Annotated in this window: 15 protein-coding genes; 10 read left to right on the top strand and 5 right to left on the bottom strand. The window is 65.0% G+C overall.

Going from position 1 to position 14,678, the window contains the following annotated elements; translation table 11 throughout:
* Positions 1–90: 90 nt before the first annotated feature.
* Positions 91–537: a response regulator gene (locus tag EB75_RS00725; RefSeq protein WP_073693572.1), complete on the top strand. Its 447-nt coding sequence runs from the start codon at positions 91–93 to the stop codon at positions 535–537.
* Positions 538–559: 22 nt separating this feature from the next.
* Here EB75_RS00725 and EB75_RS00730 read toward each other — a convergent pair whose 3' ends face one another.
* Both EB75_RS00730 and mbp1 read right to left on the bottom strand, forming a co-directional pair.
* Positions 560–1,177, bottom strand: coding sequence for a hypothetical protein (locus tag EB75_RS00730; RefSeq protein WP_073693573.1), 618 nt, complete (start codon positions 1,175–1,177; stop codon positions 560–562).
* 194 nt (positions 1,178–1,371) lie between these two features.
* Positions 1,372–1,617, bottom strand: coding sequence for a microaggregate-binding protein 1 (gene mbp1, locus EB75_RS00735; RefSeq protein WP_073693574.1), 246 nt, complete (start codon positions 1,615–1,617; stop codon positions 1,372–1,374).
* 329 nt (positions 1,618–1,946) lie between these two features.
* On the opposite strand from mbp1, the gene EB75_RS00740 reads away from it, so the two are divergent.
* The 5 genes from EB75_RS00740 to EB75_RS00760 all read left to right on the top strand — a co-directional run bounded on the left by EB75_RS00740 (position 1,947) and on the right by EB75_RS00760 (position 6,487).
* A complete protein-coding gene (locus tag EB75_RS00740) occupies positions 1,947–2,366 on the top strand; it encodes an ATP-binding protein (RefSeq protein ID WP_073693606.1) in 420 nt (139 codons plus the stop codon).
* Positions 2,363–3,112, top strand: coding sequence for a SigB/SigF/SigG family RNA polymerase sigma factor (locus EB75_RS00745; RefSeq protein ID WP_073693575.1), 750 nt, complete (start codon positions 2,363–2,365; stop codon positions 3,110–3,112). Before EB75_RS00740 ends, EB75_RS00745 begins: the two co-directional genes overlap by 4 nt.
* Before the next feature lie 146 nt (positions 3,113–3,258).
* Positions 3,259–4,470, top strand: coding sequence for a PP2C family protein-serine/threonine phosphatase (locus EB75_RS00750; protein ID WP_073693576.1), 1,212 nt, complete (start codon positions 3,259–3,261; stop codon positions 4,468–4,470).
* Positions 4,467–6,044, top strand: coding sequence for a sensor histidine kinase (locus EB75_RS00755; RefSeq protein ID WP_073693577.1), 1,578 nt, complete (start codon positions 4,467–4,469; stop codon positions 6,042–6,044). The genes EB75_RS00750 and EB75_RS00755 overlap by 4 nt, the downstream gene beginning before the upstream one ends.
* Complete coding sequence (locus EB75_RS00760; RefSeq protein ID WP_073693578.1) at positions 6,041–6,487, top strand: response regulator; 447 nt, start codon at positions 6,041–6,043, stop codon at positions 6,485–6,487. Before EB75_RS00755 ends, EB75_RS00760 begins: the two co-directional genes overlap by 4 nt.
* Positions 6,488–6,490: 3 nt before the next feature.
* Here the strand turns inward: EB75_RS00760 and EB75_RS00765 are convergent, their stop codons facing one another.
* Both EB75_RS00765 and EB75_RS00770 read right to left on the bottom strand, forming a co-directional pair.
* On the bottom strand, positions 6,491–6,934 hold the full coding sequence (locus EB75_RS00765; RefSeq protein WP_073693579.1) for an ATP-binding protein: 444 nt from the start codon (positions 6,932–6,934) through the stop codon (positions 6,491–6,493).
* Between the two features lie 55 nt (positions 6,935–6,989).
* On the bottom strand, positions 6,990–7,373 hold the full coding sequence (locus EB75_RS00770; RefSeq protein ID WP_073693580.1) for an STAS domain-containing protein: 384 nt from the start codon (positions 7,371–7,373) through the stop codon (positions 6,990–6,992).
* A gap of 285 nt (positions 7,374–7,658) precedes the next feature.
* Between EB75_RS00770 and EB75_RS00775 the strand changes: the two genes are divergently transcribed.
* The 4 genes from EB75_RS00775 (at position 7,659) to EB75_RS00795 (ending at position 13,055) form a co-directional block, all read left to right on the top strand.
* Positions 7,659–8,156, top strand: coding sequence for a DUF1707 domain-containing protein (locus tag EB75_RS00775; protein WP_286150032.1), 498 nt, complete (start codon positions 7,659–7,661; stop codon positions 8,154–8,156).
* Between the two features lie 254 nt (positions 8,157–8,410).
* On the top strand, positions 8,411–9,883 hold the full coding sequence (locus EB75_RS00785; RefSeq protein WP_073693582.1) for an FAD-dependent oxidoreductase: 1,473 nt from the start codon (positions 8,411–8,413) through the stop codon (positions 9,881–9,883).
* A gap of 199 nt (positions 9,884–10,082) precedes the next feature.
* The gene (locus tag EB75_RS00790) at positions 10,083–10,310 is read left to right on the top strand and encodes a hypothetical protein (protein ID WP_073693583.1); all 228 of its coding nucleotides are present in this window, start codon (positions 10,083–10,085) and stop codon (positions 10,308–10,310) included.
* Positions 10,311–10,322: 12 nt separating this feature from the next.
* Positions 10,323–13,055 (top strand): helix-turn-helix transcriptional regulator, encoded by a 2,733-nt coding sequence (locus EB75_RS00795; RefSeq protein ID WP_083611840.1) that lies wholly within the window; start codon positions 10,323–10,325, stop codon positions 13,053–13,055.
* Here the strand turns inward: EB75_RS00795 and EB75_RS00800 are convergent.
* Positions 13,043–14,437: a TIGR00366 family protein gene (locus EB75_RS00800; protein WP_073693584.1), complete on the bottom strand. Its 1,395-nt coding sequence runs from the start codon at positions 14,435–14,437 to the stop codon at positions 13,043–13,045. The genes EB75_RS00795 and EB75_RS00800 overlap by 13 nt on opposite strands.
* Positions 14,438–14,678 lie beyond the last annotated feature (241 nt).

The following is a 14,678-nucleotide window of genomic DNA, read 5'->3' on the forward strand; positions in this document are numbered from 1 at the left end:
GTAGTCGAGGCCACCGTGTACTCACGTTGCCGGAGCCACCGGTCGATGGATCGAACGTCATCTCTGCCGAGGTGCGGAAGGGTTGGGCACGTGACAGCGCCGCGCGAGAGCAGGGCGATCGATATCTTGTTGATCGAAGACGATCCAGGGGACGAGTTGATCACCCGGGAAGCTTTTGCCGATAACAAGATCAAGAATGTCCTGCACGTCGCCCGCGACGGCCAGGAGGGTCTCGACTTCCTCTACCGGCGGGGCGACTACGAGAATGCGCCGCGACCGGACCTGATCCTGCTCGACTTGAATCTGCCGAAGTATGACGGGCGCCAGCTGCTGGAAAAGGTCAAATCGGATATCGAGCTGTGCGACATCCCGATCGTCGTGCTCACCACGTCGTCGGCGCAGGAAGACATCTTGCGCAGCTACCAACTGCATGCGAATGCCTACGTGACCAAGCCCGTCGACCTCGACCAGTTTCTGGGTGCGGTGCGTCAGATCGACGAATTCTTCGTCCAGGTGGTCCGGTTGCCGCGGTCCTGAAGGGTAAGTCGATGCGCGGCGGCTAAGCCCGCATGGCCAGACACAGCTCTGTGCCGATCGCGGCGCTCGCTGCCGGGCCATCGAAGCGATCCATCCAATACACGCCGGCGGCATCGTTGGGGGACCGCGGGCTGTCCGGGAAGGCGGTGCCGACACGTGCCTGCCGTTGCACATCCCGTGCGCTCACAGGGTTGACCACTGTCGAGCGTCGCGCCGGCCCGAATGGTGAGGCGTCGGCGTCCGCGCGGTGTTCGACGCGATAACGGACAACGGCACTTCGCAGCGTCGGATGAGCGGCTCTGGCGAACGTCAGCACGTAAAAGGACCCTGCCGCTACGGAATTGACCGACAGCACCTCTTCGCCCATTCCCTCGATCAAGTCGATGAAATCGGCGATTTCGTGGCCGCTGATCACATCGCCGGCGATGCCGGTGGTCACGGCTATGCCCAACGCCGCCCGGCCGTCGTGGTCTGCGGGAATGAACCGAAAGGCGCGCCCGCCCGCAGAAGACAGGCTGTCGCCCGCGGGACACTGGACGGCGCCCGCCGGTTGTTCGGTGTCGAACAGCCAGCGCAGCCCGACCAGGAGTACCGGTAGATGGACGGTGATGTCGGCAGTGGCTGGCAATTCGAGTGTCATCCCTAATTCCTTCAAATCGGGCGACGCGCGAGTGCGTCAGCTGACTTCTCGATACCCACTCGGTCGATGCGCAAAACACCCGGTCTCATCCTGCCGAAAGGGTCTCCGCCACAAGCTTTCCTGATCCGTCCACCCGCCCACGAGAGTGGCCCAGACCGGCATTTCGCCGGACTGGGCCATCGCCACACACTCAGTTAGTTCTGTTGTTCTGCGCGCTCACGCGCCTCGGCGGCTTTCGCGCCGGCGCGTGCCGCCTCGGCCTCGGCTTCCTTCCTGGCCGCCGCCCGATGCGCATCTGCCTTGTCCTGCTGGGCTTGACCTTCGCGGACCAGGTCATCACGACCGGCCACCGTACCGATGACCTCCTTGGCCTTCCCCTTGAGGCCTTCAACGACTCCCCGGACAGCTTCTTCAGGCCCGGTGTGCTTGTTCTCGCTCATGTCTACCCTTCGGCTGGCCGATCGGATCGATCGCGCACGGAGAACCGTTCTCCACGCCGTCCGAGAATTCCCACCTCCGGTGAACGCCAAACACGAACTATTGCGATCTGCGCCACAGCGGATAACCCTGTCCGGCAGCACATTCCGTAGATCAGTCGTGCTGATGGCGGCACTGATCCGCACGCGTCTGCTCGGTCCGAGAACGCGCGGAGGGCAGGTTGTGCGCGTTGTTTGGAGGGCCATGGAAAATGGGTACACAGGGCGTGATGTGGAGTGACCTGCACCGGGATGCTGGAGGATACGTGGTTGATGCAGTGGGGCAGGGCGACATGGCGCGCGGTGACCGGTCCGTTGAACTGATCGTTGCGGCCTCGGCGGAAAGCCTGGCAGTCCTGCGGACGCTCGTCGCGGCCGTGGCCGCCTTCGAGGATTTCGATCTGGACGCCGTCGCCGATATCCGTTTGGCAGTCGATGAAGCCTGTACCGGCCTCATTCGTGCCGCGGTGCCGGGATCGAGCCTGCGGGTCGTCGTCGATCCGGCGAATGATGCTGTGGTGATTCGTGCTTCGGCACGATGCGCGGTCGATGACAGCCGCGGCACCGAGGTGGTGAAGCGAGACACCTTCAGTTGGCATGTGCTCAACTCGCTCGCCGACGAGGTGTCCACCTTCGCCGACGAACCGGCTGTCGACGGCACCCAGGTACTGGGTGTTTCGTTGACCTCGAGACGAGTGAGTCTGCAGCGGTGACGGCGGAGTATGCGGACGTTCTCGAGATGTTCCGTCAGCTCCGACGAACGGCCGAAGATTCAGCTGACTACATCGCACAGCGCGACAGAATCATCGAGCGCTGTTTGCCGCTGGCGGACCACATCGCGCGACGCTTCGAGGGCAAGGGGGAAGCCCGCGATGATCTGCTGCAGGTCGCGCGCATGGGCCTCGTCAACGCGGTCAACCGGTTTGATGTCGAATTAGGTTCGGAATTCGCGCCTTTCGCGATTCCCACGATCATGGGCGAGCTACGCCGCCACTTTCGCGACAACAGCTGGTCGGTGAAAGTGCCGCGGCGGATGAAAGAACTGCATCTGCGGATCGGGACTGCCACCGCCGAGATGTCTCAGCGCCTCGGCCGCGCGCCCACGCCCTCTGAACTTGCTGCCGAGCTCGGCGTCGATCGCGATGAGGTGCTCGACGGTCTGATGGCCGGAAGTTCGTACAAGACCGCATCGATCGACAAGGTCGCTGGTGACGAGGAACGGCCGTCGCTGGCCGACACGCTGGGCGACGTCGATCCGGGGTTGGAGAAGGTCGAACAGCGCGAGGCGCTCCGGCCGCTGCTGGCCGAACTGCCCGAGCGCGAGCGAACAGTGTTGGTGCTGCGGTTCTTCGAATCGATGACGCAATCGCAGATCGCCGCGAAACTCGGTATCTCCCAGATGCATGTGTCGCGGCTGCTGGCGAAAACCCTTGCGCAGCTCCGGGACAAGTTGGAGTAGCGGCCGGCGCGGCCCAGCCAACTGCGGAGCGTCAATGGTCCAAAGCGGTGTGGTACCAACTGGTAACGTCCGCTGGGTAAGCACGGCGAACGATATGGTCAGCACGATGTAGGTGGCCCGTTGGTGAAGGATGTGACCACTTGTCCATGCCGACAGACCCACGGCTGAGCCGCTCATCGCCTGCAAAGGCGGGGCCATCCTCGGGCAGGCCGCTGTCGCTGCTGCTGGTGGAAGACGACCGCGGTGATGCCCTTCTGGTCGAGGAGTTGATCGCCGACGCCGCGATCGACATCGACTTCCACTGGGCTCCCACATTGAGCCAGGCGGCGACCGCGCTGGACGCGATCCGTCCGGATTGTGTGCTGCTCGACCTGCACCTGCCCGACGCCGGTGGTGTGGACGCTCTGGATCGCTTGGGTGCTCTGGCTCCGAGCGTGCCGATCGTCGTTCTCACCGGCTTGAACGACGAGCATTTCGGCGTTTCCGCCATGGCCTCTGGAGCGCAGGATTACCTGGTGAAGGGCCGGGTGGATCCGGACACGCTCCGGCGCGCGGTGCTGTATGCCATCGAACGAAAGCGCGCCGAGGTCACTGCGGTGGATCTGCACGCCAGTCGACTGCGCGCCCAGGAGAATGCCCGGCTGGAGCGGGGCCTGCTGCCCTCTCCGCTGCTTCTGGACAATCCCGGCGTCGAGGTCGTCACCCAGTCCTTGCCGAGCCGGCGGGACGCCCTGATCGGTGGCGACTTCTACGACGTCGTGCAGACCCCGGACCGCACGGTGCACGTCATGATCGGCGACGTCGCCGGTCATGGGCCGGACGAGGCCGCGTTGGGCGTGGCGCTGCGAATCGGTTGGCGTGCATTGACTTTCGCGGGTCTGCGCGGCAATGAGCGAATGTGCCAGCTGGACCGCATCCTGACCACCGAGCGTCCCAGCCGCGGCACTTTCGCGACGCTGCTGAGTGTGGCACTGACGCCCGATACCGGGCAGTTCGACGTGGTGCGGGCAGGTCATCCCGGGCTGCTCATGCATGGCACCGGCACCGTCGACTGGCTCGAACCCGTCGCCGGACCGGCACTGGGGCTCGGAGCCACGGAATGGCCGGTCAATCGGTTGCAGTTGCAGCCGGGCGACGGATTGATGCTGCTGACGGACGGGCTGTTCGAGGGACCTGCGGGGGAGGGCGGCGAACGACTCGGGGAGGAAGGACTGCTGGCGAATGCGCGCTCACTGGCGCGCCTGCCCGGGGCTGAGTTCGTCAAAGCGCTGATCAGTGAGACGGAGGCCCGGGCCGAGCCCTTCGGCGGTCTCACCGACGACATCGCCGTCATTCGAGTGGAGCGCTCGGTTCGATGAAGTTGACGGTGCAAGGTTGGCAGAACCTGGTTCTGGCTGCGATGGGCGCGGTGGTGCTCTCCGGCGCGGTCGGCGGTGCGCTGTTGATGAACCGGACCGACACGGTGTCAAGCGAACTGATCGAGCACCTGCAACCGGCGCGCGTGGCCGCCTACCGCTTGCAGGCCGGGCTACGTGACCAGGAAACCGCGGTCCGCGGTTATGCCAGTGCCGCTGACAGCCAGTTCCTGGCGCCGTATGACGACGGACAACGCGCTGAAACCGCTGCGGCGCAGAAACTCAGATCACTGCTGGAGGGGCGCGAGGCACTCATCGCGGACCTCGACGCGATCGAGCGAGCTGCCGGTACGTGGCGCAGCACCTACGCCCAGCCGGTGATCGCCAGTGTCGTCGTGGGACATCCGGCCGTCGTCGACAGCCGTACCAATGAGGAAGGCAAGAAGGAGTTCGCCTACCTTCGTGCGCTGTTCGATGCCCAGAACGCGCACCTGGCACAGGCGCGCGACGCTGACACCGCTCGCTTGGCTTCGATACGCCAGTGGCGCGACCGGGTGCTGGCGACCATGGTCGGTGCGTTTGTCGTCATGGCGGTGGTCCTGGCCATGCTGGTGCGGAGTTCGGTCACCCGTCCCTTGGGCGCACTCGCAGCAGCGTGCCGCCGGATCACGCAGGGTAACTTCGATGAGCGCATAATTCCCCAGGGGCCCACCGACATTCGAGCTATTGCCGTCGACGTCGAGGAGATGAGGCAGCGCATCGTCGAGGAGCTCGAGGCGTCCCAGTTCGCCCGCCTTGCCCTCGACGAACAGGCCGAGGAGCTGCGTCGGTCCAACGCTGAACTCGAACAGTTCGCCTACGTCGCATCGCATGATCTGCAAGAGCCGCTGCGCAAGGTTGCGTCCTTCTGCCAGCTGATCGAGAAGCGGTACGGCGATCAGCTCGACGAGCGCGGAGTCGAATACATCAACTTCGCCGTCGACGGCGCAAAGCGCATGCAGTTGCTGATCAACGACCTGCTCACCTTCTCCCGCGTCGGCCGGATCAACGCCACGCACACCGAAGTCGATCTGGGCGAGGCTGTCGCCTCGGCCATGGAGAACCTCGCGACCTCGATCACCGAGTCGGGAGCCGAAGTGCTGCTGCCGCCCGCCGGCCTGCCGCGGGTCGACGGCGACCCCACCCTCCTCACGATGTTGTGGCAGAACCTGATCGGTAACGCGGTGAAGTTCCGGCGAGAGGGTCTCGCGCCCCGGATCGTGATCGACTGCACACCCGGAACGGGTGAAGATGCCGACGATTGGGTATTCACGGTCACGGACAACGGTATTGGGATTGCCGAAGAGTTTGTGGACAAGGTGTTCGTGATCTTTCAGCGGTTGCACGGCCGTGATGCCTACAGCGGTACCGGCATCGGCTTGGCCTTGTGCAAGAAGATCGTCGAACATCACGGCGGCACCATCGGGATCGACACCTCGTACACCGATGGCACGCGGTTCGTGTTCACATTGCCGGCCACCCCGACCACCGAACCGAACGTCATCGCATTCGAGCAGCCGGAAGGAAGTCACCCATGAACGCGTCGTCAGCCGGCCGAGTGGTGGACATCCTGTTGGTCGAGGACGACCCGGGGGACGAGTTGATCACCCGTGAAGCGTTCGCGGACAACAAGATCAAGAACACCCTGCATGTGGCCCGCGACGGTCAAGAAGGTCTGGATTTTCTCTACCGGCGCGGCGTCCATGCGGATGCCCCGACCCCGGACCTGATCCTGCTCGACCTGAATCTGCCGAAATATGACGGCCGGCAACTGCTGGAGGTGATCAAGTCCGACTCCGACCTGTCTCACATACCGGTTGTCGTCCTGACCACGTCGTCGGCCGAGGAAGACATCTTGCGCAGCTACAAGTTGCATGCGAACGCCTACGTGACCAAGCCCGTCGATCTCGATCAGTTCATGAAAGCCGTGCGGGAGATCGACGAGTTCTTCGTTCAGGTGGTGCGGCTACCGCAGTCGTGACGGTCAGGCGGCCGCGGCGGCGATGTCATCCCATTGCAAGAGCACCCGGGTTCCGGCTTCGGTGGGCTCGATCGACGCACGATCGGTGAGTGCTCGCATCAGCGGGATACCGCGGCCGCGTGCCGAATTCGCGTACTGCGCTGCGGCGGGGCGCCACGTGCCTTCGTCTGTCACGGTCACGGTGAGCAGCGCCGACGCGCGGTCGAAGTCGGCGCGAACGTGCATGACACCCGGCTCGGGTGCGTCCGCGTAGGCGGCTTCGACCGCGTTGGCCAAGGCCTCGTTGACGGCGAGCACGATATCGCTGGCCTTCACCCGGTCCAGGGCGAAATGTTCAGCCAACCAGGTGGCGAATTCCTGACGGATGGATGCGGCATGTTCGGGGATGGCCACCACGTCCACCTTGCTGAAACGCGCCCCGCTGCTCGACTGGTCCGGATCCGTCATATGAACCTGCTCGACCTACCTTCTGTCCGCCTTCTTCCGTCCGACATCGACCGCCCTAGGTGGCGACCGCCGCAAGCGCTTCGTCCAGCGTGACGAACAGCTCGATCAGATCGGCGATGCCGACCAGCTTGAGCGGCCGGCTCGTGGTGGGACCGTCGGCGACGACGACGAGCCGGACCGCCGGTGCCAATTCCGCATGCGCGGCCACCAGCACGCCCATGCCGGCCGACGCCAGGAAATCCACGGCGCTCAAATCGACGACGACCGCGTCGGCCGCGCCGACCGCCGCCGGGCTCAGCGCGGCCTCCAGCTGCGGAGCGGTGAGCATGTCCACCGTCCCCGACACCGTCACCACGCTAACCGCGCCGATCTGGCTCTGTTCGACCGTGCAACTCGCCGCGGCAGGATTGCCGCTGCCCTGAACTGGCTGGCCCGTCATTGTCACCTCCGAGGGGCTCACACGCGTGAGCCGACAATCCAAATACTAACGACGCTTCTGCGTCCCGCCCCACCAAAACGGCAGGACAACGCCGTTCAGACGGTGTGGCAAATAACATGTTTGGCGCGGCTCAGCTGCGGGTACCCAGGCTCGTCGAGGCCTTGGTCGTTACCGAGCTGCGCCACATGGACGTCCGTGTGGCGCAGTTCTGTGTGAGGCCTTGCCACGTGGCCATAACGGTGTTATGAATGTCCATAACACCGTTATGGCGAATGGAGTTGAACCATGTACCACCATGAGGACTTCCCGCTCGGGCCATCGATGCGTACCGGTGGCACCACCGACACCCTCGACGATCGCATCCGTGTCGGTGACGCTGACCGCGACGTCATTGCTGGCAGGCTCAGCCGTGCCGTCACCGACGGCCGGCTGACACTGGCCGAATACGACACGCGCCTGCAGCAGCTCTACCAGGCGCAGACCCGCGGCGAACTCACCGAGATCGTTTCCGACCTGCCGCCGTCGCATGACCGTCCTGAGCCGAAACGGCAACGGAAGCACAGGATTCCGCAATGGGTTGCCATCATGTGGATGCCGTGGGTCGCGGTGAACCTCTTGTGCCTCGCAATCTGGCTCACTACCGGCACCGGCTATTTCTGGCCGTTCTGGGTGGCCGTGCCGTGGGGATGCGCGTTGCTGATTCCCACCGCGGTCGGTGTGATGACCAGCCCGCAGATGGGGCGCAGGCGGTACCCGGTGTCAGGACCAGCGGCGCATCGATGATTGCCGGTTATCTCGGTCGTTCCGACCGTGTGAGCAAGTCGCTGAGCGGTTTCGCCCGCCGCTACGCCGACCAGACCGAAGCCGACCGTGCCGCACCGGTCAGTGCCGTCGAACGCGGAGTGCTGCCCGTCGAATACGAGTGAACTGGCGCCCAAGCGCCCCGCCGGAAAAATTGCGTACCGCACTACTCAATCCGTCGCGCCAGAGACCGACGACGATTACGGCGTGACCACGCCGCTATCGGAGGTGTAGACGTGAACAGTCCCTCGAATCAGACATACGACCTCTGTGTCGTCGGCGCGGGCATCGCCGGCCTCAATGCACTGTTCGTTGCCAGTCAATACCTATCCGGCAGCCAGCGGATTGCCTTGGTAGACAGCAGACCACGCGTGGGCGGCATGTGGGTCGACACCTATCCGTACGTTCGGCTGCACCAGCCGCACCCGTTCTTCACCGCGGGGAACATCGAATGGACTTTCGGTAAGGACCCTTCGCACCTGGCGACCAAGGCCGAAGTGCTCGACCACTTTCAACACTGTCTCGACGTCATCAAGCAGCGGGTGCAGGTCGACGAGTACTTCGGGTGGACACTGGAATCCACCGACGAGGCCGACGGCGTCGTTCGGCTCACCTGTCGATCCTCGGATGATCAGCGGACCGTCATCACGGCCGAACGGGCGGTCAAGGCGTATGGCATCGGCGTCATGCCGAATCAACCGCTGCCGGTGACAAGCACACGCGTGCAGTCGGTTTCGCCCGACTACTGCGATGTCCGCAGCGGAGCCATCGCGGACAGTACCGCTCCCGTGTGGGTCATCGGCGGCGGCAAGACCGCGATGGATACCGCCCACGCGTTGATCACGGCTTATCCGGGACGTGAGGTGAACCTGCTGGCCGGTTCGGGGACGTTCTTCGCCGACCGCAACAAGTTTTACCTGCGTGGCGCCGCGCGCTGGGTGCGTGGTTCGTTGCCGAGCACTGCGCTGCGTGGCACGGCTCTGGCATTCGACGGCAGCAATGAAGGTGCGACAGCAGACCAGCTCCGCGCCGACTATGGAGTGTCGCCGACGCCGCGAGCGCCGCACTTCCTGCTGGGCGTGCTCTCCGAAGAGGAGAGCGCCACCATCGCGGCCGGCGTCAACCAGATCGTGATGGATCATCTCGTCGACATCGTGGACCGCGGCGACGTCGTCGAACTTCAATTACGCAGTGGCGCAACCAGAACCATCCAAGCCGGTAGCTGGATCATCAACTGCACCGGCTATCTGGGGCGCGTTCCGCAACCGTACGAGCCGTATGTCTCCGACAGTGGTCGCGTGCTGTCGTTGAATACCCGGTCTGCTGCGCTGCATCTGCCGGCATTCATGGGCTACTTCCTGACGCATCTGCTGTTCCTGGACAAGCTGACGAGCGTCCCGCTGTACGAGTTGGATTGGCAAGAGCTGCAACGGAAAGGACAGAACGTTCTTCCGTACGCGATGGTCTCGCTCGCGCACTACAACCTGAGTTTGATCTTTGACGCGGTCCCCGCAAAGGTGTTCGCGGATTGCGGACTGGATTTCGATCGCTGGTACCCGCTGCCGCGGCGCCTGTTGGCCACCGCGCGATTCATGGCCACTCACCGCCGCGAGCGCGCACACCACCGCCAAGCTCTCGACACCGTGCGCGAGCGATTCGACGTCCGCTGCGGACCGTTGGAAAACCGTGCTGTCCTGCCACACCGGTGAGGGCTTGTCGGTCGCCGATATATTTGACGCCGGCGAAATCTCATCCGTTTGGCTGATGTCCGGACCCGGTTATTTATGGTTTTTTTGATCGCATGATCACCGGCGTTGTCGTCGGGCGCGTCCATGCGCCCCGGGGGCAGTGGAGTTTGAGTAGTGAATTACTCATCCCGCTGCGCTGTCCCGAGCGCACGCTGACGGCATGGCTCTTGACTTGGGCGCACACGAACAGGCGTTGCGCCAACTACCGCTGCCGTATTCCTTGGCATTGCGCCTGCGTGATGCCGGTGTTCCCGCAGACGCCATTTGTGAGTATGTCGATGTCGAACCGGCGGCCCTCGCCGGCTTTTTCCAGCTCGCCGAGGCAAAGTTGGCTGCCCTGCTATCGCAGTCCAGGCAGTCGATGGTCAGCCACCTGCACGTGCCGTGACGACATCCGCGCATGTCCGGACGAACTGCCGTGCTGAACGCCGGCGATCCTGTGCCCACCGAGCGTGATGTCGGCCTGGCATCGCGCGCCAGAGGGGCAACCGCCCTCTGGCCGCTGACGGGACGAGCCGAAGAACTCAACGTCGTGGCGGCGACACTGGACGGCAGGGCCGACGGCGCCGGCATCGTGATCGCGGGTCACGCCGGGGTCGGCAAGACAAGGTTGGCCCGTGAAGCGGGCGCCGACGCGGCAAAGTTGGGCTGGGCCGTGCGGTGGATAGCGGGAACGGCTGCGGCCCAACCGATCCCGTTGGGTGCTCTGGCGCAGTGGGCATCCTCGATCGACAGCCAGCCGTTGCGGATCGTCAGCGACGTGATCGCGGCGATCACCGATTCACCGCAAGGCGGACCGGTTTTGGTGTTGGTGGACGACGCTCATCTGCTCGATGACCTGTCTGCGTACGTGATCCATCAGATCGTCGTGCGCCGGGCGGCAACGGTCATCGTGACCCTGCGCAGTGGTACGCACACTCCCGACGTGATCACCGCACTGTGGAAAGACGTCTCGCTGCCGCGCATCGATTTGCAGGCGCTGTCGAGGCCGCAATCCGACAGTCTGCTCGAGCGTGTCCTCGGGGGTCCGGTCGAGCCCTCATGTGCGGCACGCATGTGGCACATGACATTTGGCAACGCGCTGTTCCTTCGACAGCTCGTGATCCAGGAGATCGATGCGCAGCGGCTGGTGGCCGGCCCTGACGGGTGGCAATGGGCGGGCCCCATCACCGTCACCGGGTCGCTGTTGGAGCTCATCGACAGCCAGATCGGCGCGATCGGTGATGCCGCTGGTGAGGTCATCGACATCGTCGCGATCGCCGAACCCCTGGAGCTGGAGTACCTCACCCGGCTCGCCGACAGCAGCGCCATCGAATACTGCGAACAGCGCGGGTTGATCACCGTGTCACCACCTGGCGTCGGGGTACCGCGGGCCCGTGTCGGGCATCCGCTGTACGGCGAAGCCCGACGGGGGCGCATGGGGTCGGTGCGGTTGGCACGCCTCAGTGGGCAGATCGTTTCAGCGATGACCGATACGACGACCGTGGACGCCGTGGTCGACCCGGTACGGGTGGGACGGCTGTGGCTGCAGTCCGACCTGCAGCCCGATATCGGTGTCCTCATGCGCGCCGCGCAGGTGGCGTACACCCGCCATGACATCGGCTTGACGAGCCGCTTCGCCGAGGCCGCGGTGCACTCTGGCGCCGGTCCCGAGGCTCGGCTCCTGCTCGCGCACACCCTGATGCATTCGGAGACACCGGGGCGGGCGCTGGAGATTCTGGACCAACTGGCGAGCGAGCCTCTTCCCGACGTGCTCGGGTCGGTCGTCGGACAACTGCGAGCAGCCAACTTGCTGTGGCCGCTGGCCCAGCCGGACGCCTCATGGCGGATCATCGACGAAACGCTGTGCGGGTCGTCGCCCGAGTCCATCGCGCAGGCGGAGGCGTTCCGCGCCATGCAGTTGGCCATGGCGGCGCGGCCATCAGAGGCCGTCGCGATCGGCTCGGGAATCGACCGCGAGCGCCTCGGCGATATGCCGACCCTGATGCTCGCGTGGGCCATGACGATCGCCTTCGGCGATCTCGGGCAACCCGAAGGCGCGGTCGCGGCTGCCGACGTGGCCGCCGCAACGACCGCGTGGCCGTCCGCGGCGCTGCAAGCGCCGGCCTCGACGCTGGCTGCAGTTCAGGCGCTGGTGCTGTCCGGCGAAATCGAGCGCGCTCAGACCCTTGCCAAGCGGGCCGAGCCCGAGTGGGGCGATGTGCCCGGCGTGTTCCGGAGCATCGCTGCCGCGATCAGCGCACTGGCGTCACTTGGCGCCGGAGACGTGCGCGCAGCTCATTCCCGGCTGCGGCACGCTCTGGCCGAATCCGCGACGACCGGGGCGAGAATCGGGGTGCACTACTGCTTTTTGCTCATCTACCTGGAAGCGGTCACTTACCTGGGTGATGTCGATGAGATCGCCAGAGTCTCTGCCATGGTGGACCGTCACCGTCACCCGGCGTTCGCTTTCCTGGACCCGTGTGCGCGGCTGGCTGCAGCGTGGGCGGCTGCCGCCTCCGGTCGGCTTGCGCAGGCGCGCGCTGCCGCCGAGGACGGTGCTGAGCGTGCGCGGGTAAACGGTCAACTCGCGTGGGAGGTGCGCTGCCGGCAGTCACTTGTACAGTTCGGCGATATTCGGCAGGCACCACGACTGGCTGAGCTGGCGGACCAGGTGCAGAGTCCCCGAGCTGTCCTGGGGGCGCGCTGGGCTGCGGCGCTCGCGAAACACGATGCCGGCGAATTGGCGGCAATATCAACAGAATTCGAAGCGATCGGCGACCGCATCTGCGCCGCTGACGCATCCGCGCAGGCCGCAGCGGCCTATCGCAGGCATCAGCAGCGGGGCACCGCGTTGACGGCCGCTGCCCGGGCGAGCAGGCTCATCGCCGACTGCGGCGCCACCACTCCGGCCACCCGCACGACGGCTGTGCCGTTGCCGCTGACCAATCGGCAACGCGAGATCGCCGAACTCGTTGCCCGCGGTATGCAGAACAAGCAGATCGCCGAGGAGCTGACGCTGTCGGTGCGTACCGTCGAAGGAAACGTCTACCGGTGCTGCACCCAACTCGGCCTGAACAGCCGGACAGAGCTGGCTCAATTCATGAGGGAGCTGGGTGGCGGAACGGGCACGCCGCCACCTCAGATCACGTAGGGCGCGATGAGCATGGTGGCACCCAACACCACCGTCCCGATCAGGAACGCGACGACCGTAAAGCCCATCACCTGACGGACATTCAGCTTCGCGATCGCCAGCAGCGGCAACAGCCAGAACGGCTGGATCATGTTCGCGACGCCCTCGCCGACGGCCACGGCCATCGAGATCAACCCCAGGTACGCCGGCGAATGCTGACCGATCGCCACCGCCGAGTCGACCGCGATCGGGCCCTGCACCGCCCAGTGCCCACCGCCGGACGGGACGAACAGGCTGATGATCAGGGAGCCGATGAAGGTCAGGAACGGCAGCGCGTGTTCGGTCGCGCCGTTGACCAGCGCCTCGGCCAGCAGCGTCTGTAGCGGCTTGTCTGCCTTCGTCGCCTGATAACCCAACAGGCCGACCAGACCGCCGTACAGCGGGTACTGCAGAAGCAACGGACCCGAGACTTTGGCGGCTCCGGTGAACGCTCGGATGAATCGGATCGGAGTGCGGTGCAGCAGTGCGCTGGTGATCGTGAACAGCATGATCATCGACGAGATGTTCAGGGCGAACCCGCTCATCACGAAATAGGCCATGCCCGCGGCGAATACGAGAACGTTGAGGATCCAGAGATTCTCGAGCCATTCGGCAAAGGTCTTCTTGCCTGGCGCCGGCGGAGCCGGCAATCCTGCCGCAGCTCCGCTGTCCGGCTGGTTTTCGTCCTCGAAGACCGCCGGGTCGGGCGCCAGGCTCTGCGTCGGCGCCATGCGCCAGACCGCCAGCGCGAGCACCGCCAGGACGACGATGGCCGACAGCCAGCTGTAGGGCTGGAAGATGGTCTGGCTCAACGGAACAGTGATACCGGTCAGCTTGTGGATCACGTTGATCGGGCTGCCGCTGTCGGTGTTGGCCAGCGCGATCGATGACGACAGTCCCTGTGTCCAGACGATGAAGCCCATGAACGCCGCCGCGATGAGGTAGCCGAAATGCGCGTCGGTGAAACGCTTTGCGACCTGCCGGGCGACCAGCGCGCCGGCGACCAGTCCCAGCCCCCAGTTCAGCAGGGACAGCACGGCGCTGACGCTGAAACAGAGGAGGGCGCCCTGCACCTGGTTGTTCGGCTTGCTCGCGATGTGGACGATGGCCCGCTTGAGGACGGGCGCCTCGGCGAGCGTGTAGCCCGTCACGAGGATCAGCACCATCTGGAAGGCGAACGTGAAGATGTTCTGCGATCCCCACACACCGCTGTACCAGGCCTTGAGCATGCCGCTGGGCGTGGCGCCGTGCACCAGAAGGGCGACCATCGCGGCGACCAGAACGGTCAGGATGACGGCGAACAGGTACGGGTCGGGCATCAGGCGTTCGACGTAGCGGACACACAGTGCGGTCAGGGATTGCATGAGGCCGCGGCTTTCGGGCCTGGTGCCCGTACCGGTGCCCTTCGGATGTTCGCTCGTTGCCACGTGATCCGCCTTCGCAGTGTCTGGGTACGGCACTCATCATGGCGGGTGAGCGACGTCAGGGTGGCGCCTTTGCGCAACGCTTCGTCCGTCCTGGATCGTTCGGCCGGCGCCCGACGGCCCTGTCCGAATGGGTAGTACGCGACCCGCCCGGGCGGGTCCGGGAGTCGGTCCGATCGGG

Origin of the sequence: Mycobacterium sp. ST-F2 (assembly GCF_001905655.1) — a bacterium.
Lineage (GTDB): Bacteria > Actinomycetota > Actinomycetes > Mycobacteriales > Mycobacteriaceae > Mycobacterium.

Coding starts and splice junctions, on each gene's coding strand:
- EB75_RS00730 (WP_073693573.1), bottom strand. CDS start 1,177: ATGACACTCGAATTGCCAGCCACTGCCGACATCACCGTCCATCTACCG.
- mbp1 (WP_073693574.1), bottom strand. CDS start 1,617: ATGAGCGAGAACAAGCACACCGGGCCTGAAGAAGCTGTCCGGGGAGTC.
- EB75_RS00740 (WP_073693606.1), top strand. CDS start 1,947: ATGGCGCGCGGTGACCGGTCCGTTGAACTGATCGTTGCGGCCTCGGCG.
- EB75_RS00750 (WP_073693576.1), top strand. CDS start 3,259: ATGCCGACAGACCCACGGCTGAGCCGCTCATCGCCTGCAAAGGCGGGG.
- EB75_RS00755 (WP_073693577.1), top strand. CDS start 4,467: ATGAAGTTGACGGTGCAAGGTTGGCAGAACCTGGTTCTGGCTGCGATG.
- EB75_RS00760 (WP_073693578.1), top strand. CDS start 6,041: ATGAACGCGTCGTCAGCCGGCCGAGTGGTGGACATCCTGTTGGTCGAG.
- EB75_RS00765 (WP_073693579.1), bottom strand. CDS start 6,934: ATGACGGATCCGGACCAGTCGAGCAGCGGGGCGCGTTTCAGCAAGGTG.
- EB75_RS00770 (WP_073693580.1), bottom strand. CDS start 7,373: ATGACGGGCCAGCCAGTTCAGGGCAGCGGCAATCCTGCCGCGGCGAGT.
- EB75_RS00775 (WP_286150032.1), top strand. CDS start 7,659: ATGTACCACCATGAGGACTTCCCGCTCGGGCCATCGATGCGTACCGGT.
- EB75_RS00790 (WP_073693583.1), top strand. CDS start 10,083: ATGGCTCTTGACTTGGGCGCACACGAACAGGCGTTGCGCCAACTACCG.
- EB75_RS00795 (WP_083611840.1), top strand. CDS start 10,323: ATGTCCGGACGAACTGCCGTGCTGAACGCCGGCGATCCTGTGCCCACC.
- EB75_RS00800 (WP_073693584.1), bottom strand. CDS start 14,437: ATGCAATCCCTGACCGCACTGTGTGTCCGCTACGTCGAACGCCTGATG.